The organism is Streptomyces sp. NBC_00539 (assembly GCF_036346105.1).
In the GTDB taxonomy this organism is placed as follows: Bacteria; Actinomycetota; Actinomycetes; order Streptomycetales; family Streptomycetaceae; genus Streptomyces.
Genome location: NZ_CP107811.1, coordinates 3811253 through 3833098 on the forward strand (window position 1 = coordinate 3811253; position 21846 = coordinate 3833098).

General features: G+C 73.8%; 15 protein-coding genes. 14 read left to right on the forward strand and 1 reads right to left on the reverse strand.

The window, feature by feature from the left end; all coding sequences use genetic code 11:
• The first annotated feature begins 282 nt into the window (after positions 1-282).
• Genes ssd through OG861_RS17115 form a run of 7 tightly spaced genes read left to right on the forward strand, consistent with a single transcriptional unit; the run spans position 283 to position 5292 of the window.
• Positions 283-1521, forward strand: coding sequence for a septum site-determining protein Ssd (gene ssd / locus OG861_RS17085; protein ID WP_330261979.1), 1239 nt, complete (start codon positions 283-285; stop codon positions 1519-1521).
• On the forward strand, positions 1518-2666 hold the full coding sequence (locus OG861_RS17090; RefSeq protein WP_329196301.1) for a TadA family conjugal transfer-associated ATPase: 1149 nt from the start codon (positions 1518-1520) through the stop codon (positions 2664-2666). The genes ssd and OG861_RS17090 overlap by 4 nt, the downstream gene beginning before the upstream one ends.
• A 26-nt stretch (positions 2667-2692) precedes the next feature.
• Positions 2693-3562: a type II secretion system F family protein gene (locus OG861_RS17095; protein WP_330261766.1), complete on the forward strand. Its 870-nt coding sequence runs from the start codon at positions 2693-2695 to the stop codon at positions 3560-3562.
• Positions 3562-4338, forward strand: a complete 777-nt coding sequence (locus OG861_RS17100; protein WP_329196296.1) for a type II secretion system F family protein — start codon at positions 3562-3564, stop codon at positions 4336-4338. The genes OG861_RS17095 and OG861_RS17100 overlap by 1 nt, the downstream gene beginning before the upstream one ends.
• Positions 4339-4386: 48 nt before the next feature.
• Positions 4387-4584, forward strand: a complete 198-nt coding sequence (locus OG861_RS17105; protein ID WP_329196294.1) for a DUF4244 domain-containing protein — start codon at positions 4387-4389, stop codon at positions 4582-4584.
• Complete coding sequence (locus tag OG861_RS17110; RefSeq protein WP_329196292.1) at positions 4571-4948, forward strand: TadE family type IV pilus minor pilin; 378 nt, start codon at positions 4571-4573, stop codon at positions 4946-4948. Before OG861_RS17105 ends, OG861_RS17110 begins: the two co-directional genes overlap by 14 nt.
• Entirely contained in the window at positions 4945-5292 is a 348-nt protein-coding gene (locus tag OG861_RS17115; RefSeq protein ID WP_329196289.1) for an Rv3654c family TadE-like protein, read from the forward strand. The genes OG861_RS17110 and OG861_RS17115 overlap by 4 nt, the downstream gene beginning before the upstream one ends.
• A 370-nt stretch (positions 5293-5662) precedes the next feature.
• Here the strand turns inward: OG861_RS17115 and OG861_RS17120 are convergent, their stop codons facing one another.
• Complete coding sequence (locus OG861_RS17120) at positions 5663-8119, reverse strand: DEAD/DEAH box helicase (protein WP_329196287.1); 2457 nt, start codon at positions 8117-8119, stop codon at positions 5663-5665.
• A gap of 81 nt (positions 8120-8200) precedes the next feature.
• On the opposite strand from OG861_RS17120, the gene bldG reads away from it, so the two are divergent.
• The 7 genes from bldG (at position 8201) to tmk (ending at position 21733) form a co-directional block, all read left to right on the forward strand.
• A complete protein-coding gene (bldG, locus tag OG861_RS17125; protein WP_030028781.1) occupies positions 8201-8542 on the forward strand; it encodes an anti-sigma factor antagonist BldG in 342 nt (113 codons plus the stop codon).
• Positions 8543-8713: 171 nt separating this feature from the next.
• Entirely contained in the window at positions 8714-9154 is a 441-nt protein-coding gene (locus OG861_RS17130; RefSeq protein ID WP_329196285.1) for an ATP-binding protein, read from the forward strand.
• A 731-nt stretch (positions 9155-9885) separates the two neighbouring features.
• The gene (locus tag OG861_RS17135) at positions 9886-12291 is read left to right on the forward strand and encodes a sodium-translocating pyrophosphatase (RefSeq protein ID WP_329196283.1); all 2406 of its coding nucleotides are present in this window, start codon (positions 9886-9888) and stop codon (positions 12289-12291) included.
• A 240-nt stretch (positions 12292-12531) separates the two neighbouring features.
• The gene (locus OG861_RS17140; protein ID WP_329196280.1) at positions 12532-13089 is read left to right on the forward strand and encodes a small secreted protein; all 558 of its coding nucleotides are present in this window, start codon (positions 12532-12534) and stop codon (positions 13087-13089) included.
• Between the two features lie 354 nt (positions 13090-13443).
• Entirely contained in the window at positions 13444-14973 is a 1530-nt protein-coding gene (locus OG861_RS17145) for a DUF7059 domain-containing protein (RefSeq protein ID WP_329196278.1), read from the forward strand.
• A 407-nt stretch (positions 14974-15380) separates the two neighbouring features.
• Positions 15381-18203, forward strand: a complete 2823-nt coding sequence (topA, locus tag OG861_RS17150; RefSeq protein WP_329196276.1) for a type I DNA topoisomerase — start codon at positions 15381-15383, stop codon at positions 18201-18203.
• Positions 18204-18523: 320 nt separating this feature from the next.
• Positions 18524-21733 (forward strand): dTMP kinase, encoded by a 3210-nt coding sequence (gene tmk / locus OG861_RS17155; RefSeq protein ID WP_329196274.1) that lies wholly within the window; start codon positions 18524-18526, stop codon positions 21731-21733.
• The last annotated feature ends 113 nt before the right edge of the window (positions 21734-21846 follow it).

Consider the following 21846-nt stretch of genomic DNA (forward strand, 5'->3'; position numbering starts at 1 on the left):
CGGCGGGCCCACGTGGCGAAGGCCCTCACCACTCCGAACTCGTGACTCTGCGTAGTTGTTCCGGAGCGCTGTGAACTCACCCGATGGGGTGGCGGAGATATCCACAACCACGTTCTTGTCCACAGATATCGAGCAAGATCCACTTCTTTTTCCTGATCGCTGCACCGTGATTCCAGCCGCGAAGTCCGCGGTTCATGGATTTGCAGCGAGAAGGGGGCGGAGATCGTGGCTGGATCGAAGTCGTGTGTTGTTCCGGAGTTCGCGGTGTCGGGTGGGGCCGGGGTGCCGAACCGGACGGTCGGCGCCGTGCCCGGTGGCGGACGCCCGCTGATCATCACCGAGGATCCCTTGCTGCTCGACGACCTGCTGCGCCTGTGCGCCGCGGCGGGCGCCGAGCCGCATGTGCACCACACGGTGCCCGAGCAAATCGGAGGGTTCGGTGATGCGGGTGCCAGTGGGGCCGGAAGGCTCCCCAGTGGCGTGAGTGCCAGGAGTGGCGGGGGCGGCGTGGGCGCAAGTGGCGTCAACAGCGCGCCCGATGGTGCCGAGGCCGTGGGCCGGTCCCGCGGCGGTACCGGCTGGGAATCCGCTCCCCTCGTCCTGGTCGGGGACGACGCCGCCCGACGGGTCCGTGGAGCGCCGCGCCGGGACGGCGTCTTCCTCGTCGGTCGCGATCTGGACGACCCCGGGGTGTGGCAGCGGGCGGTGGAGATCGGCGCCGAGGAGGTGCTGCGGCTGCCCGACGCCGAGAGCAGGCTCGTCGACCGCATCGCCGATGTGGTCGAAGGGGCCGGTCGGCCCGCCCTCGCCGTGGGGGTGATCGGCGGCAGCGGCGGGGCCGGGGCGTCCACCTTGGCCTGCGCCCTCGCCGTACGGGCCGCCAGGGCGGGGGAGCGGACCATCCTCATCGACGGTGACCCGCTCGGCGGGGGCATGGACGTGCTGCTCGGCGGCGAGGGCGCCGAAGGGCTGCGCTGGCCGGATTTCGCCGGCTCGCGCGGCCGGGTCGGTGCGGGGGCGCTGGAGGAATCACTGCCCGAGTTGCACGCGCTCAGGGTGCTGAGCTGGGATCGCGGGGACCGGGTCGTGGTGCCGCCCGCCGCGATGCGGTCGGTGGTTGCCGCTGCTCGCCGCCGGGGCGGGGTGGTGGTGGTCGACCTGCCCCGGCGGGTGGACGAAGCCGTCGCCGAGGTGCTGGCCCAGCTGGACCTGGTGCTGATGGTGGTGCCGGGCGAGCTGCGGGCCGTGGCCGCCGCGGGGCGGGTGGCCGCCGGGGTACGGATGGTGGCCCGGGATGTCCGCGTCGTCGTACGGGGGCGCTGCCCTGACGGGCTCGACGCCGAAGCGGTCGCGGACCTGCTGGGGGCGCCGTTGGCCGGGGTGGTGCCGGTGGAGGTGGGGCTTCCGGGGCGGGTGGCCGAGGGGGAACCGCCGGGGGCGCGGGGGCGTAGCGCGCTCGCCCGGTTCTGCGACGGCTTCTGGCAGCGGGCGCTCGGCTCCGCCCAGGGGGTGCCGGCATGAGCGCGGTACTGCTGGACGCGGTGCGGCAGCGGCTCGCCGAGAGCGGGGCGGAACCGACCCCGGCCAGGGTGGCCGCCGCCCTCCGGGCGCAGGGCCGGCTGCTCGGAGATGCGGAAGTGCTGGGCGCGGCAGCCGAGTTGCGGTCGGAGTTGGTCGGCGCGGGCCCGCTGGAGATGCTGCTCGCCGACCCGGAGGTCACCGATGTGCTGGTGGCGGCCCCGGACCGGGTGTGGGTGGACCGGGGTGGCGGGCTGGAGCTGACCGGGGTGACCTTCGCCGACGCCGAGGCGGTGCGCCGGCTCGCCCAACGGCTGGCGGCGGTCGCGGGACGACGCCTGGACGATGCCCGGCCCTGGGTGGACGCCCGGATGCCGGACGGCACCCGGCTGCATGCCGTGCTGCCACCGGTGGCGGTGGGGTCGGCGTGCCTGTCGCTGCGGGTGGTGCGGCCCAAGGCGTTCACCCTGGACGAGCTGGTGGCCGCGGGCACGCTGCCGCCGGGCGGGCAGACGCTGCTGGCGGCGATGGTCGAGGCGCGGCTGTCGTTCCTCGTCTCCGGTGGGACCGGGACGGGCAAGACCACCCTGCTCAGTGCCCTGCTAGGGCTGGTCGGCCCGGGTGAGCGGATCGTGCTCGCCGAGGACTCGGCCGAGCTGCGCCCCGACCATCCGCATGTGGTGCGGCTGGAAACCCGGCCCGCCAACCAGGAGGGGGCGGGGCTGGTCACCCTCGCCGACCTGGTCCGGCAGGCGCTGCGGATGCGTCCCGACCGGCTGGTGGTCGGCGAGGTCCGGGGCGCGGAGGTGGCGGACCTGCTGGCCGCGCTGAACACCGGGCACGAAGGCGGCTGCGGCACCGTGCACGCCAATGCCGCGGCGCACGTACCGGCCCGGTTGGAGGCCCTCGGGACGGCGGCCGGGCTCGACCGGGCGGCACTGCACAGCCAGTTGGCGGCCGCACTGGCTCTCGTGGTGCACCTGGTCCGGGACCGGTCGGGCCGTCGGCGGGTTGCCGAGGTGCATGTCCTGGAGCGGGATCCGGCCGGCCTGGTGGTCACGGTGCCCGCGCTGCGCTGGGGCGCGCGGGGCTTCGTACGGGAGTCCGGCTGGGACCGGCTCGGCCCGCTGTTGGGCGGTGCCGGGTGAGCGCCGGGGTGGGGGCGGTGGGCTCCGTGGGATCGGTTCCCGTGTTCGCCGGGGTGTTGTGTGCCGGGGCCGCGGCGTGGCTGCTGGCCGGGGGCGACCAGGTGTCGCGACGGGCCCGGCTTGTGCTGGGCGGGGGCGCGCCGGTGGTGCCGGGCGGTCCCGTGAGCTGGGCGCGGCTGGTGATCGCGGTACGGATTCGGGCCGCGCGGTGGCGGGAGTGGGCCGGTCTCAGGGCGGGCCTGCTGGTCGCGCTGATCGGGGGATCGGTGATCCCCCTGGCGCTCGGGGCGGTCTCCGTGCCGCTGGTGCGGAGGTGGCTGCGGGTCCGGGAGCGGGAACGGGCCCGGGCCGGGCGGGCAGCCGAGGTGGTGGCGCTGTGCGGGGCGGCCGTGGGGGAGCTGAGGGCGGGCGCGCAGCCCGGCCAGGCGCTGACGGCGGCGATCCGGCGGACGGCCGCCGGGCAGGGCCGGCCCGGTCCGGCGGAGTCCGGGGTGCTGGCAGCCGCGGCGTTCGGCGGCGATGTGGCGGCGGCGCTGCGGGAGGGGGCGCGGGAGCCGGGGTCCGAGGGCCTGGCCGGGATGGCGGCCTGCTGGCGGGTTTCCGTGGACGGTGGCGCGGGGTTGGCCGCCGGACTGGAGCGGCTGGAAGGGGCGTTGCGGGCGGAGCGGGACCGGCACGAGTCGTTGCGGGCCCAGTTGGCGGGCGCCAGATCGACCGCGGTGGTGCTCGCGTTGCTGCCCCTGGTGGGGCTGCTGATGGGGACGGCGCTCGGCGCGGATCCGCTGCGGGTGCTCCTGCACACCCCGATGGGGTGGGGCTGCCTCCTGGCCGGCGGGGTGTTGGAGGCGCTGGGACTGCTGTGGTGCCGGCGGATCGTACGGATGGGGGAGCGGTGATGGGCGGCTCGGTGGTTCACCGGCTGGGTGTGGCGGTCTGCCTCGCGGGGGCCGTGCTGTGCCTGGCCTCGGTGGTGGCGGCGCGGGTGCGGGAGCGGGCGGCCCGCCGGAGGATCGCGGCTCTGTCGACGGTGCGGGCCGCCCGGCCGAGGCCGGCGCGGGGCGTACGGATACGCGCGCTTGCGGTGGCGTGGGCCGGGCCGGCCGGAGCGGTGGTGGCGTGCTGGGTGCTCCTCGGCGGGGTGACGGGGCTGCTGCTGGGCTGCGGGGCCGCGTTCGGTGTGCGGCGGATGCTCCGGCGTCGCCGCCCGGAGGCCGGGGTGGATCCGGCTGAGGCGGAACGGCAGTTGCCGTTCGCGGCCGACCTCCTGGCCGCGTGTCTGGCGGCGGGGGCCGGTCCGGTGGAAGCGGCCGAGGTGGTGGGTGAATCGCTGGGCGGCCCGGTCGGTGAGCGGCTGGCGTTGGCCGGGGCGGAGCTGCGGCTCGGCGGCGAACCCGGGGCGGCGTGGGGCAGGTTGGCCGAGATACCGGGTGCCCGCGCTCTGGCGGAGTGCCTGGAGCGGGCCGCCCGTACGGGGGCGCCGGCCGCGGAGCCGGTCTCCCGCCTGGCGGCGGCCCTGCGGGCGGACCGGGTCCGGCACGCCACTGCCAGGGCGCAGCGGGCGGCGGTACTCATCACCGCACCGGTGGGCCTGTGTTTCCTCCCCGCATTTCTTGCAATGGGAGTGGCGCCTGTGGTGATCGGTATGGCTTCCGGTCTTCTTTCGGGCCGTTGAGATCACCAGCTGAAAACAGATCAAGAACATAATCAACAGGAGGCAGTCATGAAGATCATCTGGATTCGTGCCCGGGCGGCGCTGAGCGGTCGCGGACGCGATGCCGGGATGTCGACTTCCGAATACGCCATGGGCACCATCGCGGCGTGTGCGTTCGCCGCCGTTCTGTACAAGGTGGTGACGAGTGACGTGGTCTCGACGGCGCTGCAGTCGACCATCGGGAAGGCTCTCGATGTGCCGTTCTGAGAACGGCCGGCGGGGAATCGGCGACCGCGGGTACGTGACGGCGGAGGCCGCGCTGGTGATCCCGGCGCTGGTGCTGTTCGCGGCGCTGCTGGTGTGGGCGCTGATGGCGGCGGCCGCGCAGATCCGGTGCGTGGACGCGGCGCGGGCCGGGGCGAGGGCCGCGGGCCGGTCGGAGCCGGCGGAGGTGGCGGTGGCGGCGGCCAAGGCGGCCGCCCCGCCGGGGGCGGAGGTGGGGCTGGAGCGGTCGGGCGACCTGTGGCGGGTCCGGGTGTCGGCGCCCGCTCCGGGGCCGGCCGGGCTGCCGGTCCGGCTGGGTGCGCAGGCCGTGGCCCTGGCGGAGGACAGTGTGGGGCCGCCGCCATGAGCCGGGACCGGGGCTCCGCCACGGTGTGGGCCGCGGTGGTGACGACCGTGCTGGGGGCGGTGTTCGGGGGTGTGCTCCTGCTGGGCCAGGTGGTGGTGGCCCGCCACCGTGCGGCGGCCGCTGCGGATCTCGCGTCCCTGGCGGCGGCGACGGCTTGGGCGCACGGTCCCGAGGCCGCGTGCGGCAGGGCCGTCAGGGTGGCCCGGGCGCAGGGAGCGGCGCTGACGGAGTGCCGCCTGCTGGGCGAGGTGGCCGACGTGACGGCCCGCGTCCCCACGGGCCCCTTCACCCCGTCGTCCACCGCCCGCGCCGGCCCCCCTGTGCCCCCGCCGGAGGCCGCCTGACGGCTGCTGCCTACCCGACCCCCCCCTGTGTCCCTGGAAGCCGCCTGACGCTGTTGCCTGCCCTGCTGCCCGTCCCTCCGCCGGAGGCCGTCTGGCCCCGCCGCGGGACGGCTGCTGCCTACCCTGCTGCCCGTCCCCCCGCCGGAGGCCGCCTGGCCCCGCCGCGGAGGCGGCCGACCCGTGGTCCCCTGTCGCTGGCCCGACCGGCGGCGTCCGGGCCCAGGTCCGCGGCCGGACCCCGGCCGTGATCCGCGTGGTTACCCGGGTGGTGGCCGCCGGGGGCCAGGGGTGTGGCGGCCGGCTCGTGTCGGGCGGCATCCGGTCGGCAGGGGACGGGCGGCCCGGTCCCGCCGCCTGCGGTACGGCGGGGTCAGGGGGTGGGTGGTGCTTGGGCGAGGAGGCGGGTGAGGAGGCGGATCGCGCCGCGTTTGTGGAGGGGGTCGTTGCCGTTGCCGCACTTGGGGGACTGGATGCAGGAGGGGCAGCCGGCCGCGCATTCGCAGGCGGCGATGGCGTCGCGGGTCGCCGTCAGCCAGGCACGGGCCGTGTGGAAGGCCCGTTCCGCGAAGCCGGCGCCGCCGGGGTGGCCGTCGTAGACGAACACCGTCGGCAGCAGGGTGTCCGGGTGCAGCGGGACGGAGACTCCGCCGATGTCCCAGCGGTCGCAGGTGGCGAACAGCGGGAGCAGCCCGATGGAGGCGTGCTCGGCGGCGTGCAGGGCGCCGCCGAGGATCTCCGGGATGATCCGGGCCTCGTCCAGCTGGTCCTCGGTCACCGTCCACCACACGGCCCGGGTGCGCAGCGTGCGCGGCGGCAGGTCCAGCTTGGCCTCCCCGAGCACCTCACCGGAGAGCAGCCTGCGCCGCAGGTAGGAGACGACCTGGTTGGTCACCTCGACCGAGCCGAAACAGAGCCGTGCGGGCCCCCACGGGATCTCGTGCTCGGTCTCCAGCACAGAGATGGAGGTGGTGTCCCGGGCGGTCGTGGAGAACGGCGGGTTGGCCTCCTCCACCAGGGCCACGGAATCCTCCAGGTCCAGGTGCTTCACCAGGTAGGTGCGGCCCTGGTGGAGGTGGACGGCCCCGTCGTGGACGGCGGTGTGCGAGGCCGACTCGTCGACCGTACCGAGCAGCCGGCCCGTCGCGGCCTCCACGATCTGCACGGGGCGCCCGCCGCCGCCCCTGATGTCGGTCAGGTCCGCGGCGCGCTCCCGCCGGGTCCAGTGCCAGGCCGTGGCCCGGCGCCGGAGCAGTTTCGCCGCCTCCAGCTGGGGGAGCAGCTCCCCGGCCGTCGGACCGAACATGGTCAGGTCGGCCTCCGTCAGCGGGAGCTCCGCGGCGGCCGCGCACAGGTGGGGGGCCAGGACGTACGGGTTGTCGGGGTCCAGGACGGTGGCCTCCACCGGCCGCCGGAACAGTGCCTCGGGGTGGTGGACCAGGTAGGTGTCCAGCGGGTCGTCCCGGGCGACCAGGACGGCCAGCGCCCCCTGCCCCGAGCGTCCGGCCCGCCCCGCCTGCTGCCACAGGGACGCCCGGGTGCCCGGGTAGCCGGTGATCAGAACGGCGTCCAGGCCGGACACGTCCACGCCCAGTTCCAGCGCGGTGGTCGCGGCGAGCCCCAGCAGCTCCCCGGAGTGCAGCGCCCGCTCCAGGGCGCGCCGCTCCTCGGGCAGGTAACCGCCCCGGTACGCGGCGACGCGCCCGGGCAGCGAACGGTCCACCGCCGCCAGCCTTTCCTGGGCGATCACCGAGATCAGCTCGGCGCCGCGCCGGGAGCGGACGAAGGCGACCGTACGGACCCCCTGGACCACCAGGTCGGTCAGCAGGTCGGCGGTCTCGGCGGTCGCGGTGCGGCGGACGGGGGCGCCCTTCTCCCCCTTGAGGTCGGTCAGCGGGGGTTCCCAGAGGGCGAAGACCACCTCGCCGCGCGGCGAGGCGTCGTCGGCGACCTCGGTGACCGCCAGACCGGTCAGCCTGGACGCCGCGGCCGCCGGGTCGCTGGCGGTGGCGGAAGCCAGCAGGAAGACGGGCTCGGAGCCGTAGCGGGCGCACAGCCGCCGCAGCCGCCGCAGCACCTGCGCCACGTGTGACCCGAACACGCCCCGGTAGGTGTGGCACTCGTCGATCACGACGTAGCGCAGCGCCTTGAGGAACGAGGACCAGCGCGGGTGGCCGGGGAGGATGCCCCGGTGGAGCATGTCGGGGTTGGTCAGCACGTAGTTCGCGTACTGGCGGACCCATTCGCGTTCCTCGACCGGCGTGTCCCCGTCGTAGACGGCGGGCCGGATCGCGTTGCCCAGCGGCGCGGCGAGCTCCCGGACGGCCCGCCGCTGGTCGGCCGCCAGGGCCTTGGTCGGAGAGAGGTAGAGGGCGGTCGCCCCGCGCCCGTTGGGTGCCTGCGCGCCGTCCGCGAGGGCGGACAGGACGGGCGCCAGGTAGGCCAGCGACTTGCCGGAGGCGGTGCCGGTGGCGACGACGACGGAGGTGCCGTCCAGGGCGTGCTCGGCGGCTTCGGCCTGGTGGGCCCACGGATGGTCGATCCCCGCCGCGGCGATGGCCGCTACGACATCTGATCGAATACGGTCCGGCCAGACCGCATGACGACCCGCCCGAGGGGGCAAGTGCTCCGTATGGGTGATGCGCGCAGCCCGGGATGGCCCCGCTGCCAGCCGGTCCAGGACCGTGCCGGGGGTGGGTCGTGTGTCCGCGTGTGCCGTGGGCCGACCGGGACCGTGAGTGTTGGCCATTGGAACCGAGTGTGTCACTGGCGTGCGGGACAATGGTCCCAAGGCGTCGTGCGCGCCTGCCGGTAAGTGATTGAATGCCATCGCGGCAGCCAATCCCTCCTCTACCTTCGGGTAGGGAGGCCCCTGGGGGGCGCCGCTCGATAGCAAGGTGCTGGAGGATCCGTGGACCTGTCCCTGTCGACTCGCACTGTCGGCGACCGCACGGTCGTAGAGGTCGGTGGCGAGATTGATGTGTATACCGCGCCCAAGCTGCGCGAGCAGTTGGTGGAGTTGGTGAACGACGGCAGCTACCACTTGGTTGTCGACATGGAGCGAGTGGACTTCCTCGACTCCACCGGCCTCGGTGTGCTCGTGGGAGGCCTCAAGCGCGTTCGCGCGCATGAGGGCTCGCTGCGTCTGGTCTGCAACCAGGAGCGCATCCTCAAGATCTTCCGTATCACCGGTCTGACGAAGGTGTTCCCGATCCACACCACTGTGGACGACGCCGTCAACGCCACCGACTGACGCTCCTTGGCGGCGACCAGCCGTCAGGGAGCCGACGACGGGCGGGGGTACCGGGCCATGGGCGGTCCGGGCCCCTGTAAGGCACGCCCGGGCACCCGCTCGGGGCCTGAGCCCGCGCCCGTAGTTCGTGGCGCCCGCAGTCGAGGCGCCCGTAGTCCGAGGGGGACGCGCATGGCCACCGTTGAACTCCGCTTCAGCGCCCAGCCCGAACACGTCCGGACGGCCCGTTTGGTCGCCGCAGCCGTGGCGCGCAGGGCCGGCGTGGAGGAAGCAGTCCTCGACGAGGTCCGCCTCGCCGTGGGCGAGGCCTGCTCGCGTGCCGTCGGGCTGCACCGCAGCAACGGGCTCACCGCGCCCGTCCGGGTCGTGCTGACCGAGGAGGAGAAGCAGTTCTCCATCGAGGTCGGCGACGAGGTCCCCGGGCCGGCCGGCGGTCCGGTGGAGGCCGTGCCGGGGATCGAAGCCGTCCTGGACCCCGACATCGAGGGCGAGGACGAGATGGGCCTGGCCGTCATCAGCGGGCTCGTCGACGACGTCGAGGTGACCAGCGGCGAAGCGGGCGGGACCATCCGGATGACCTGGCCCGTCGCGCGGGTCGAGGCCCTGCCGTAGCAGTCGTGCCCTGCCGTGGTCGAGGCCGGCCGTAGCCGCGCCCCTGCCGTGGTCGCGCCCTGCTCGTCACCACCTGGCCTCGTGGCGCCGCCGCCTCGCGCCGTCGCCACGTCGCGCTGCCTCGCGCCGTCGCCACGTCGCGCTGCCTCGCGCCGCCGCCTCGCCGCGTCGTACTGCCTCGCCCCGCCGCCTTTCCGCCACGCCGTTTCACGCCGCGCCGTTTAGGTACGCCCCGCCCCGTGTCGGCCCCGACCCCGCGTGGGGCCGTTTTCCGTCCTGCCCCGGCCCCGCCCCGCGCCCACCTCCGGCCCGCGGGCCGGGCCTGCGCGTACCCCGTCTCAGCCGGGCCGGTCTGCCCGGCGTGGCGCGGGTCTCGGCCTCGCCGGGTGCCGGGTCGTGGGGTGGTGCCGGTGGGGGCCGGGCTCCGGGGCGGGGGATGCCGGTCAGCCGGGGTGGTGCCGGGTGCGCGTGCCATCGTATCTTCTGATCTTTATCAAGGCCCTGCTGAGCAGGGCCTTTTCCGTTTTCCGGATGGCGCCGCCATGAATATCCGGCTCAATGATCAATCGTCAATGCCTTTGCCCCATTACTACTTTCGAGGGTAATGGAGTGACGCGATCTATTGCTGAGGAGCAAGAGCAGGCCAATTCCGTTTGCCGCCCACTGTTTTGATCAGGTCGCGCTCCTTACAATCCGTCCACATCTTGAGCTCATCACGTCAAGGAGGACGAATGACGGGGCTCTTCACCCCCAACGCGCCGGTCGGCAACTCCGATCTGGCAGCCGCAGTGCTCACCGATGACAATCGCCTCATCGTCATGGTGATCGCCGCGGTCGCGCTCGCCGCACTCGTCGTCGCGCAGATCCTGGTCCGCCAGGTGCTCGCCGCCGACGAGGGCACCGACAGCATGAAGAAGATCGCCGCCGCCGTTCAGGAAGGCGCCAACGCCTACCTCGGCCGGCAGCTGCGCACGCTCGGCATCTTCGCCGTCGTCGTTTTCTTCCTGCTCTTCCTGCTCCCCGCCGACGACTGGTCCCAGCGGGCCGGCCGGTCCGCCTTCTTCCTCGTCGGCGCCCTCTTCTCGGCCGCCACCGGTTACATCGGCATGCGCCTGGCCGTTCGCGCCAACGTCCGTGTCGCCGCCGCCGCCCGCGAGGCGACCCCCGTCGAAGGCGGCCCCGCCAAGGACCTCACCGAGGTGGCCCACAAGGCGATGAGGATCGCCTTCCGCACCGGTGGCGTGGTCGGCATGTTCACCGTCGGCCTCGGCCTGCTCGGCGCCTCCTGCGTCGTGCTCGTCTACGCCGCCGACGCACCCAAGGTCCTGGAGGGCTTCGGCCTCGGCGCAGCCCTCATCGCGATGTTCATGCGCGTGGGCGGCGGCATCTTCACCAAGGCCGCCGACGTGGGCGCCGACCTGGTCGGCAAGGTCGAGCAGGGCATTCCGGAGGACGACCCGCGTAATGCCGCGACCATCGCCGACAATGTGGGCGACAACGTCGGCGACTGCGCCGGGATGGCGGCCGACCTCTTCGAGTCGTACGCCGTCACCCTCGTGGCCGCCCTGATCCTCGGCAAGGCCGCCTTCGGCGACCTGGGCCTGGCCTTCCCGCTGATCGTCCCCGCCATCGGCGTCGTCACCGCCATGATCGGCATCTTCGCGGTCTCCCCGCGCCGGTCCGACCGCAGCGGAATGGCCGCCATCAACCGCGGGTTCTTCATCTCCGCGGTGATCTCCCTGGTGCTCGTCGCGGTCGCCGTCTACGCGTACCTGCCGGCCACCTACAAGGAGCTCGTCGGCGTCGAGAACGCCGCGATCACCAACCACAGCGGTGACCCGCGCATCCTGGCCGTCGTCGCCGTCGCCATCGGCATCGTCCTCGCGGCCCTGATCCAGCAGCTGACCGGCTACTTCACCGAGACCAACCGGCGTCCCGTCCGGGACATCGGCAAGTCTTCCCTGACCGGTGCGGCCACCGTCGTGCTCGCCGGCATCTCGGTCGGCCTGGAATCCGCCGTCTACACCGCGCTGCTCATCGGCCTCGGCGTCTACGGGGCGTTCCTGCTCGGCGGCGCGTCGATCACGCTGGCGCTCTTCGCGGTGGCCCTGGCCGGCACGGGCCTGCTGACCACGGTCGGCGTCATCGTCGCCATGGACACCTTCGGACCGGTCTCCGACAATGCGCAGGGCATCGCCGAGATGTCGGGCGACGTGCAGGGCGCGGGCGCGCAGGTGCTCACCGACCTGGACGCCGTCGGCAACACCACGAAGGCCATCACCAAGGGCATCGCCATCGCGACGGCGGTGCTCGCGGCGGCCGCGCTGTTCGGCTCGTACAACGACGCGATCGCGACCGCCGTGAAGGAGGTCGGCGCCAAGGCCGGGGAGATGAACCTCAGCCTCGACATCGCCCAGCCCAACAACCTGGTCGGTCTGATCCTCGGCGCTGCCGTCGTGTTCCTGTTCTCGGGCCTGGCCATCAACGCCGTCTCCCGTTCCGCGGGCGCCGTCGTCTACGAGGTGCGCCGGCAGTTCCGCGAGCACCCCGGGATCATGGACTACTCGGAGAAGCCCGAGTACGGGCGTGTCGTCGACATCTGCACCAAGGACGCGCTGCGCGAACTCGCCACGCCCGGGCTGCTCGCGGTCCTCACGCCGATCGCGGTCGGGTTCTCGCTCGGCGTCGGCGCGCTCGGCTCGTTCCTCGCGGGCGCCATCGGCACGGGCACGCTGATGGCCGTCTTCCTCGCCAACTCCGGTGGTGCGTGGGACAACGCGAAGAAGCTGGTGGAGGACGGCCACCACGGCGGCAAGGGCAGTGAGGCCCACGCCGCGACCGTGATCGGCGACACCGTCGGCGACCCGTTCAAGGACACCGCGGGCCCTGCCATCAACCCGCTGCTCAAGGTCATGAACCTGGTGGCGCTGCTGATCGCCCCGGCGGTCGTGCAGTTCAGCTTCGGCGCGGACACCAGCGCGACGGTTCGGGCGATCGTCGCGGCCCTCGCCATCGTCGTCATCGTCGCCGCGGTGTACATCTCGAAGCGGCGCGGCATCGCGGTCGGCGACGACAGCGACAGCGGCACGGCGGAGCGGGTGGCCACGCCGTCCGCCGACGCGGCGACGGTGTCCTGACGGGCCCTCAGCGGGGTCCGGCGGGGCTCTGAGCCGGGTCGGCCGGGCTCTGAGCGGCGCCCGGCAGGGCTCTGAGCGGGCTTTTCGGGGCCTTTCCCGGGCCCTGGGACGGCCGGCTCGAAGGTACGCCCGAACGGCGGACGGGCGGCGCGGACTGACGCGCCGTCCGTCCGCCTTTGCATGTCACCCGATGGCTGGCGTGTATCTTCCGGGCCGAGAGCCTTCGAAGGGACCAATCCGGTGAACAAGAAGTTTGCGACCGCGGTGTCCGGCGGTGCGGTACTGATGCTCGTGCTGTCCGGGTGCGGCGGGGACGACGGCGACAAGAAGGCCGACGCATGGGCCAAGAAGGTCTGTGACGCCTGGCAGCCCGAACTCAAGAAGATCGAGGCCGCCAACGCCGACATCAAGCGGGTGGCCACGGAGAGCAGCAAGCCGGAGGAGGTCCAGAAGACCGACTCGGCGGCGTTCCAGGTCATGTCGGACTCGTACAAGTCGATGGGGAACGCCGTGTCGAGCGCGGGGGTTCCGCCCGTGAAGAACGGCGAGGCGACCCAGAACGCGGCGGTGAAGGGCTTCGAGTCGACGTCGAAGGGCTACGCCGATCTCAAGGTCAAGATGGACTCCCTCGACGTCAAGGACCAGACGAAGTTCGCCGCGGGCCTCAACGAGGTGGCCGGTGGTCTGGAGACCGCGACGCAGGGCGGCAAGGACGCGCTGAACGGGCTGAAGTCGGGCGGCCTGGACAAGGCGATGAACGGCCAGAAGGGCTGCCAGGTCCAGACGTCGGCGAAGTAGCGGCCGGCGCCTGCTGCGCGGGGCCGGTGCGGTGGCGGCCGGTCCCGGTGTGATCGTCGTACGTCGACACGGCCGGCCGGGGCCGGATGCGGCCCCCGGCCCTCCTCTTGCCCCTCGCCGCCCGTCCCGGCCCCTGCCGCCGGCCGACGACCGGTCCTGGGAGCACCCTGGCCGGTGTTGGCCGCCGCGGGCCGCCGGGCCGGGGTCGCCGCCGGGCCGGGGTCGCCCGCCGCCGGCCACCCCCCGCCGGGCCCCCGCCCGGCACACCGCCGGCCCCCGCCCCCGCCACACCCCCGCTGCGCTGCACGGCCGCGCGGAACACGCATTGTCGGAGTCAGCAGCCACAATGGGCGGGTGAGTACCACCAGCCTCCCCTCGCCCGACCGCGCCGCCGAGCTCCGCACCGCCCTGCTGGCCGCCGGCTTCACCGCCGATGGGCTGCTCGACCTGCTCGGCGCCCCCGCCTACGCCGCGCTGGCCCGCAGCGAGACGGTTCCGGCCCTGCGCGCCACCCGCGACCACGCCGACGCCCCGCTCGCCACGCTGGTCCGGCTCTTCCTGCTCCAGCAGCCGGTGCCCGAGGCCCAGGCCGCGGCCGCCCTGCCCGTCGAGGCTGCGCTCGCCGACGGCTGGCTGCGGCGTGGGGAAGCCGCCGACGGCGAGGACACGGTCCGCGCCACCGTCGACCTGCGCCCGTACGGCGGGCCCGACGGGGAGGACTGGTTCATCGTCTCCGACCTCGGCTGCGCCGTGGGCGGCGCGGGCGGGATCGGCAGCCGCGAGGAGGGCGTGGTGCTCGGCGTGGGCGGCGCGTCCACCACCTTGGCCGGGATCACCGTGCGCATCCCGGTCGGCTCCGCCCTGGACCTGGGCACGGGATCGGGGATCCAGGCGCTGCACGCCGCCCAGCACGCGACGCGGGTCACCGCCACCGACGTCAACCCCAGGGCCCTGGAATTCACCCGGCTGACGCTCGCGCTCTCCGGTGCCCCGGCGGCCGAGCTGCTCGCCGGGTCGCTCTTCGAGCCGGTCGGGGACGCCACGTACGACCTGATCGTGTCGAACCCCCCGTTCGTCATCTCCCCCGGCGCGCGGCTGACGTACCGGGACGGCGGGATGGGCGGCGACGACCTGTGCCGGACCCTGGTCCAGGAGGCCGGCGCCCGGCTCAACCCGGGCGGGTTCGCGCAGTTCCTCGGGAACTGGCAGCACGTGGAGGGCGAGGACTGGCGCGACCGGCTCCGCTCCTGGGTGCCGCGCGGCTGTGACGCGTGGATCGTGCAGCGGGACGTGCAGGACGTGACGCAGTACGCCGAGCTGTGGCTGCGCGACGCCGGCGACCACCGCACCGACCCCGCCGAGTACGCGCGGCGGTACGAGGACTGGCTGGACGAGTTCGAGGCCCGCAAGACCAAGGCGGTCGGCTTCGGCTGGATCACGCTGCGCCGGACGGACGCGGCCGAGCCTTCCCTCGTGGTGGAGGAGTGGCCGCACTCGGTGGAGCAGCCGCTCGGGGAGACGGTCCTGGCCCACTTCGCCCGCCAGGACTTCCTGCGCGAGCACGATGACGCCGCCCTGCTGGCGGGGTACTTCGCGCTGGCCGAGGAGGTCGTCCAGGAGCAGGTCGGCGCGCCCGGGGCGGAGGATCCGGAGCACGTGGTGCTGCGGCAGAACCGCGGGATGCGCAGGGCCACCAAGGTGGACACGGTCGGCGCGGGCTTCGCCGGAGTGTGTGACGGCTCACTCAGCGCCGGGCGGATCCTGGACGCGATCGCGCAGCTGATGCAGGAGGACCCGGTCGTCCTGCGCGACCGTACTCCGGAGGCGATCCGGATGCTGGTGGAGCAGGGGTTCCTGGAGCCGGTCACCGTCCCCGGGCAGTAGTCGGCGGACGCCGCTCCGGCGGTGGCGGGGCTCGCGTCCCGCACTGTGCGCCGGTGGTCTGCGGCGCGCGCCCCGCCCTTGCGGGGCGTCCCGTCGGACCTCGGGGACGCCGCGTGGAGCAGGGCGGGGAACCCCGTGCGACCGGGGCCCCGGCCCCGCTTCCGGAACGGGGCCGGACGGTCCTCGGGCCCTGCTGCCGGAGCGGGGCCAGACGGCCCCCCGGCCACCCGGCCCGGTGATCGCCAAGGGTCCGGCGCGGTATCCGGGCGGCAGAAGTGGCACTTGTCGGGTTACCGTTCGAGTGGCCGTTGCGGGCTTGTCCCGTTTGACACGGGGGCGGGTTGTACCGTCACACTCCGCAGCGTCGCCGTACCGCGACCGAGTGCCGACCGGAGAGAAGAGCCAAGTTGTCCCCGACTAGCGAGACCGCAGAGGGCGGCCGCCGACTCGTCATCGTCGAGTCCCCTGCCAAGGCGAAGACGATCAAGGGCTACCTCGGCCCGGGATACGTCGTCGAGGCGAGCGTCGGGCACATCCGCGACCTCCCCAGCGGCGCGGCCGAGGTTCCCGACAAGTACACCGGCGAGGTCCGTCGTCTCGGCGTGGACGTCGAGCACGATTTCCAGCCGATCTATGTGGTGAATGCGGACAAGAAGGCTCAGGTCAGGAAGCTCAAGGAGCTGCTGGCCGAATCCGACGAGCTCTTCCTCGCCACTGATGAGGACCGCGAGGGCGAGGCCATCGCGTGGCACCTCCAGGAAGTCCTCAAGCCCAAGGTCCCCGTCCACCGCATGGTCTTCCACGAGATCACCAAGGACGCGATCCGCGACGCCGTCGCCAACCCGCGCGAGCTGAACCAGCGCATGGTCGACGCGCAGGAGACCCGCCGCATCCTCGACCGCCTCTACGGCTACGAGGTCTCGCCGGTCCTGTGGAAGAAGGTCATGCCGAAGCTGTCGGCGGGCCGCGTCCAGTCGGTGGCCACCCGTCTCGTCGTCGAGCGGGAGCGCGAGCGCATCGCGTTCCGTTCCGCCGAGTACTGGGACCTGACCGGCACCTTCGGCACCGGACGCGCCGGTGACCCGTCGGACCCGTCCACGCTGGTCGCCCGCCTGAACACGGTCGACGGCAAGCGCATCGCGCAGGGCCGCGACTTCGGCTCGAACGGTCGGCTCAAGAGCGAGGTCCTGCACCTCGACGAGGCGAACGCGCGGGCCCTGGCCGCCGCGCTGGAGCAGACGTCGTTCGCCGTCCGGTCGGTCGAGTCCAAGCCCTACCGCCGCTCCCCGTACGCCCCGTTCCGCACGACGACGCTCCAGCAGGAGGCCTCGCGCAAGCTCGGCTTCGGTGCGAAGGCGACGATGCAGGTGGCCCAGAAGCTGTACGAGAACGGCTTCATCACCTATATGCGTACGGACTCCACCACGCTCTCCGACACCGCGGTGTCGGCGGCGCGGGCGCAGGTCACGCAGCTGTACGGGGCCGACTACCTGCCGGAGAAGCCGCGCGTCTACGCGGGCAAGGTCAAGAACGCGCAGGAGGCGCACGAGGCGATCCGGCCTTCGGGTGATCGTTTCCGCACGCCGGCCGAGACGGGTCTGACCGGCGACCAGTTCCGCCTGTACGAGCTCATCTGGAAGCGGACCGTCGCCTCCCAGATGAAGGACGCGGTCGGCAACTCGGTGACCGTGAAGATCGGCGGGCGCGCCTCGGACGGCCGCGACGCCGAGTTCAGCGCGTCCGGCAAGACGATCACCTTCCACGGCTTCATGAAGGCCTACGTCGAGGGCGCGGACGACCCGAACGCCGAGCTGGACGACCGCGAGAAGCGGCTGCCGCAGGTCGCCGAGGGCGACGCGCTGTCGGCCGAGGGGATCACCGCGGACGGCCACTCCACCAAGCCGCCGGCCCGCTACACCGAGGCCTCGCTGGTCAAGGAGCTGGAGGAGCGGGAGATCGGCCGGCCGTCGACGTACGCGTCGATCATCGGCACGATCCTGGACCGCGGCTACGTGTTCAAGAAGGGCACGGCGCTGGTGCCGTCCTTCCTCTCGTTCGCCGTCGTCAACCTGCTGGAGACGCACTTCGGACGGCTCGTCGACTACGACTTCACCGCGAAGATGGAGGACGACCTCGACCGCATCGCGCGGGGCGAGGCGCAGTCCGTGCCGTGGCTCAAGCGCTTCTACTTCGGTGCGGAGGACGCGTCGGAGGTCGTACCGGCCGACGGCGACCACCTCGGCGGTCTCAAGGAGCTCGTCACCGACCTGGGCGCGATCGACGCCCGTGAGATCTCCTCGTTCCCCGTCGGCGACGGGATCGTGCTGCGCGTCGGCCGCTACGGGCCGTACGTGGAGCGCGGCGAGAAGGACGCCGAGGGCCACCAGCGGGCGGACGTCCCCGACGACCTCGCGCCCGACGAGCTGACGACGGACTACGCGGAGGAACTCTTCGCGAAGCCGAGCGGCGAGTTCGAGCTGGGCACCGACCCGGTGAGCGGGAACGAGATCGTCGCGAAGGACGGTCGCTACGGGCCGTACGTGACGGAGATCCTCCCCGAGGGCACGCCGAAGACGGGCAAGAACGCGGTGAAGCCGCGGACGGCCTCGCTGTTCAAGTCGATGTCCCTGGACACGGTGACGCTGGACGACGCGCTCAAGCTGATGTCCCTGCCGCGGGTGGTGGGCGTCGACGGTGAGGGCGTGGAGATCACGGCGCAGAACGGCCGCTACGGCCCGTACCTCAAGAAGGGCACGGACTCGCGGTCCCTGGAGACCGAGGACCAGCTGTTCTCGATCACGCTGGACGAGGCGCTCGCGATCTACGCGCAGCCGAAGCAGCGGGGGCGGGCCGCGGCCAAGCCGCCGCTCAAGGAGCTGGGCACCGACCCGGTGAGCGAGAAGCCGGTGGTCGTCAAGGACGGCCGGTTCGGGCCGTACGTGACGGACGGCGAGACGAACGCGACGCTGCGGCGGGACGACGACGTCGAGACGATCACGCCCGAGCGGGGCTACGAGCTGCTCGCGGAGAAGCGGGCGAAGGGGCCGGCGAAGAAGACGGCCAAGAAGGCGCCCGCGAAGAAGGCCCCCGCGAAGAAGGCCGCGGCGACGAAGACCGCTGCGGCGAAGAAGACGACGACGGCCAAGAAGGCCGTCGCGAAGAAGACGGTGGCGAAGAAGGCTCCCGCGGCGAAGAAGACGACGGCGTCCGCCCCGGCGTCGGACGACTAGCCCCCCTCGCCGGACGGGGCCGCTTCTTGCAGCCCCGCCGGCGTTTGAGGCGCGGGTCCGGGCGGGGCCGGTTCTTGCAGCCCCGCCGGCGTTTGAGGCGCGGGTCCGGGCGGAGCCCAGGGAACGGTGGAAGGGCGGGTAGGGGACGGCCCGCGCAGCGGCAAGCCCGTCGGCGGCTCGGGCCGGGCTGGCAGCGGGCGTGGGGTGAAGCCTCGTCCCCCCGCGCCCGCGGGGCACGGCGACCGCGGCGCGCCCGGGGTCACATCGGACGGTTATCCACAGGCTCCGCAGGCGCCAAGCGCAGCGGATAGGCTGGGCGGATGACGCGAGCCGAGCAGCCACCGGTCGTGACCGCCCCCGAGAACCCCACCTACGACGAAGCCCTAGCCGCCGACTCCCGAGAGCGAGCCGTCCGCGCCCTCCTGCGCACGCCCAGGCTGCGCCGGCTGTGGAGCGCCCAGTTGGTGAGCGGCATCGGCGATGCCCTCGCCCTGCTGACGCTGGTGTTGCTGACGCTGCAGGCGGCCGTCTCCGAGGAGGCCTTCGGCGGCGGCTACAGAGGTGCCGCCTTCGCCGTCGCGGCCGTCTTCGGGGTCCGGATCCTGGCCACGCTGCTCTTCGGCGCCGTGCTCCTCGGCCCGCTGTCCACCCTGACCGCCCCCGGCGGCAGGCTCGACCGCCGCTGGACGATGGTCGGCGCCGACGGGGTGCGCATAGCACTGTTCGTCGTCGCCCCGCTCTGGCTGGACTGGATCCCGGCGCAGGCCGTGACCGCGCTGCTGGCCACCGTCTTCGCCTCCGGTGCCGCCGAGCGGCTGTGGACGCTGGCCAAGGAGAGCGCCGCTCCCGCGCTGCTGCCCGCGCCGCCGCCGGAGGGTGCGACCGTACGGCCGCTTCCCGACCACCTGGACACCTTGCGCCGCCTGACGCTGCGTACGGGATTCGCCGCGATGCCCGCCGCCGCGGCCGTGCTGCTGGCCGCGAGCCTGATCGGGCGCGCGCTCGGCCTGGGCGTGGAGTGGTTCGCCGAGAACGAGGCGGCGCTGGGTTCCTACGTCGCCGCCGGCCTGTTCGCCGCGTCCGTCTCGCTGCTGTTGCCGCTGGTGCTGCCGGAGGTGAAGACCCCGCGTCCGAGGTCACCGCTGGAGGGGCTGCGCGCACCCAAGGCGGGGGACCGGCCGGAGAAGGGCCGTACCGGAGCCATCGCGCTGCTCGTGACGGCCTGCGCCGCCGTTGCCGCGGCGGTGTCCTGCGCCGCCTCCGTTGCGGTGCTGCACGCCTTCGACCTCGGCGGGGGCCCCTCCGCGTACGCGCTGCTGGTCCTCGCCCTGGTCGGCGGGACCGGCCTGGGCATTCGGGCCGCGCAGGCGGGCAAGGTGCTGCCGGGGCTGTCGCGGCGCCGGCTGCTGGCGCTCGCCATAGCGGTGGCGGGGCTCGCGCTGCTGCTGGCGGGGCTGGTGCCGGACACCGCGACCGTGCTGTTCCTGTCGCTGTCGGCCGGTCTGGCCGCGGGGGTGGCGGCCAGTACCGGGCACACCCTGCTCGACCAGGAGACCGAGGAGTTCCGCCGGGCCCGGGTCACCGAGCACCTCCAGGCCGTCGTGCGGGTGGCCGTCGCCGTCGGGGCCGTCCTCGCCCCCGTCCTCGCCGCGGCCATCGGCCCGCACCGGGTGGGCGGCGGCCGGGTGGTGTTCGCCCATGGGGGCGCCTCGTTCACCCTGATGCTGGTGGGCGCGCTGCTGCTGCCGGTCGCGGCGCTGGTGCTGGCCAAGGCCGACGACCGCGGCGGTGTGCCGCTGCGCCGTGACCTTCGCGAGGCCCTGCGGGGCGGGGAGCCGCTACAGGCCCCGTCGGCGACCGGATTCTTCATCGCCCTGGAGGGCGGTGACGGCGCCGGCAAGTCCACGCAGGTGGAGGCGCTGGCCGACTGGATACGGGGCAAGGGCCACGAGGTCGTCGTGACGCGCGAGCCGGGAGCGACGCCGGTCGGCAAGCGACTGCGCTCCATCCTGCTGGACGTCTCCTCCGCCGGGCTGTCGAACCGCGCCGAGGCACTGCTGTACGCCGCCGACCGCGCGGAGCACGTGGACACGGTGGTCCGGCCCGCCCTGGAACGCGGCGCGGTGGTCATCACCGACCGCTACATCGACTCTTCGGTGGCCTACCAGGGCGCCGGGCGCGACCTGTCCCCGACCGAGATCGCCCGCATCTCCCGCTGGGCCACGGGCGGACTGGTGCCGAACCTGACCGTGCTGCTCGACGTGTCGCCGGAGACGGCCAGGGAGCGGTTCACGGAGGCGCCGGACCGGCTGGAGTCGGAGCCGACGGAGTTCCACCAGCGGGTGCGGGCCGGGTTCCTGACACTGGCCGCGGCCGACCCCGGGCGCTACCTGGTGGTCGACGCCGGCCAGGAACCGGGCTCGGTGACCACGGTCGTACGGCACCGGCTGGACCGGATGCTCCCGCTCTCCGAGGCGGAGATCGCCGCCCGGGCCGAGGCCCGCCGGCTCGCCGAGGAAGAGGCCAGGCGCAAGGCCGAGGAAGAGGCGGCGCGCAAGGTGGAGGAGGCCAGACTGCGGGCGGAGGAGGAAGCCCGCCTGGCCCGCGAGGCCGAGGCCGCCCGGATCAAGGCCGAAGCCGAGGCCGCCCGCAAGGCGGAGGAGGAGCGGCTGCGCGCCGAGGAGGAGGCCCGCGCCCGGGCCGAGGCCGCGCGACTGCGTGAGGAGGCCGAGGAGCGGGCCCGCGCCGCGGAGGCGGAGCGGTTGCGCAAGCAGGCCGAGGAAGAGGCCCGGCTGCGGGCCGAGGCGGAGGAGCGGCGGCTGGAGAAGCAGCGGCGGGCGGAGGAAGCCCTGCTGCGAGCCGAGGAGGCGCGCCGGCTCGCGGAGCAGTCGGCTGCCGCGGCGGCCGCCGCTGCTGCTGCCCGGACGGCTGCGGGGCCGGGGCCGGAGGTGGCCCCCGCGGCCCCCGCGGCTCCCATGAACCCCACGGCCCCTGTGAATCCCGCGCCTCCGGCCGCCCCTGCGCCTCCGGCGGCCCCCGCGGCTCCCGCTGTTTCCATGCGCAAGGAGCCCGAGCAGCCGCGGTCCCGGCGGCCGCACCCGGACGATGCCGTCACGGTGGAAACCCCGGTGGTCAAGCGGGTCGTACAGCCCGACGACGTGACGCAGACGGTGCCGGTCCCGAAGGTCGACCCGGCGGCGGAGACCTCCGTACTGCCGCCGGTCCGCCCCGGTGAACCGCGCCGGGACCGGCCCGCCGGGACCGGCCGTACCCCGTCGGCCTCGCGCCCCACCACCCGCCACTCGCAGGAGAGCCCGGCCGACCGGGTGCCTCCGGGCGTGTTCCGGGATGCCGGGAACGACGTGACGCGCGAGCTCCCGGCCCTGGACGAGGACGGCCGGCCGCGCCGGACCCGCTCGGAGTGGGCCGAGACGACCCCGCTGGACGACCTGCCCACCTTGGCCGACGAACTGCTGGGCTCGCGCCCGGACGACGAGGGCGACGACGACCGCCCTCGCCGCCGCCGCTGAGCGGAGGCCGGCTTCCGGCGCCGGGCCGTCGGTCGTTGTCAGTGGCAACCGCCACAATGTGGACAGGCGCTCGGTAGGCACACGAAAACGAACACGCGTGCACGGCACGGATG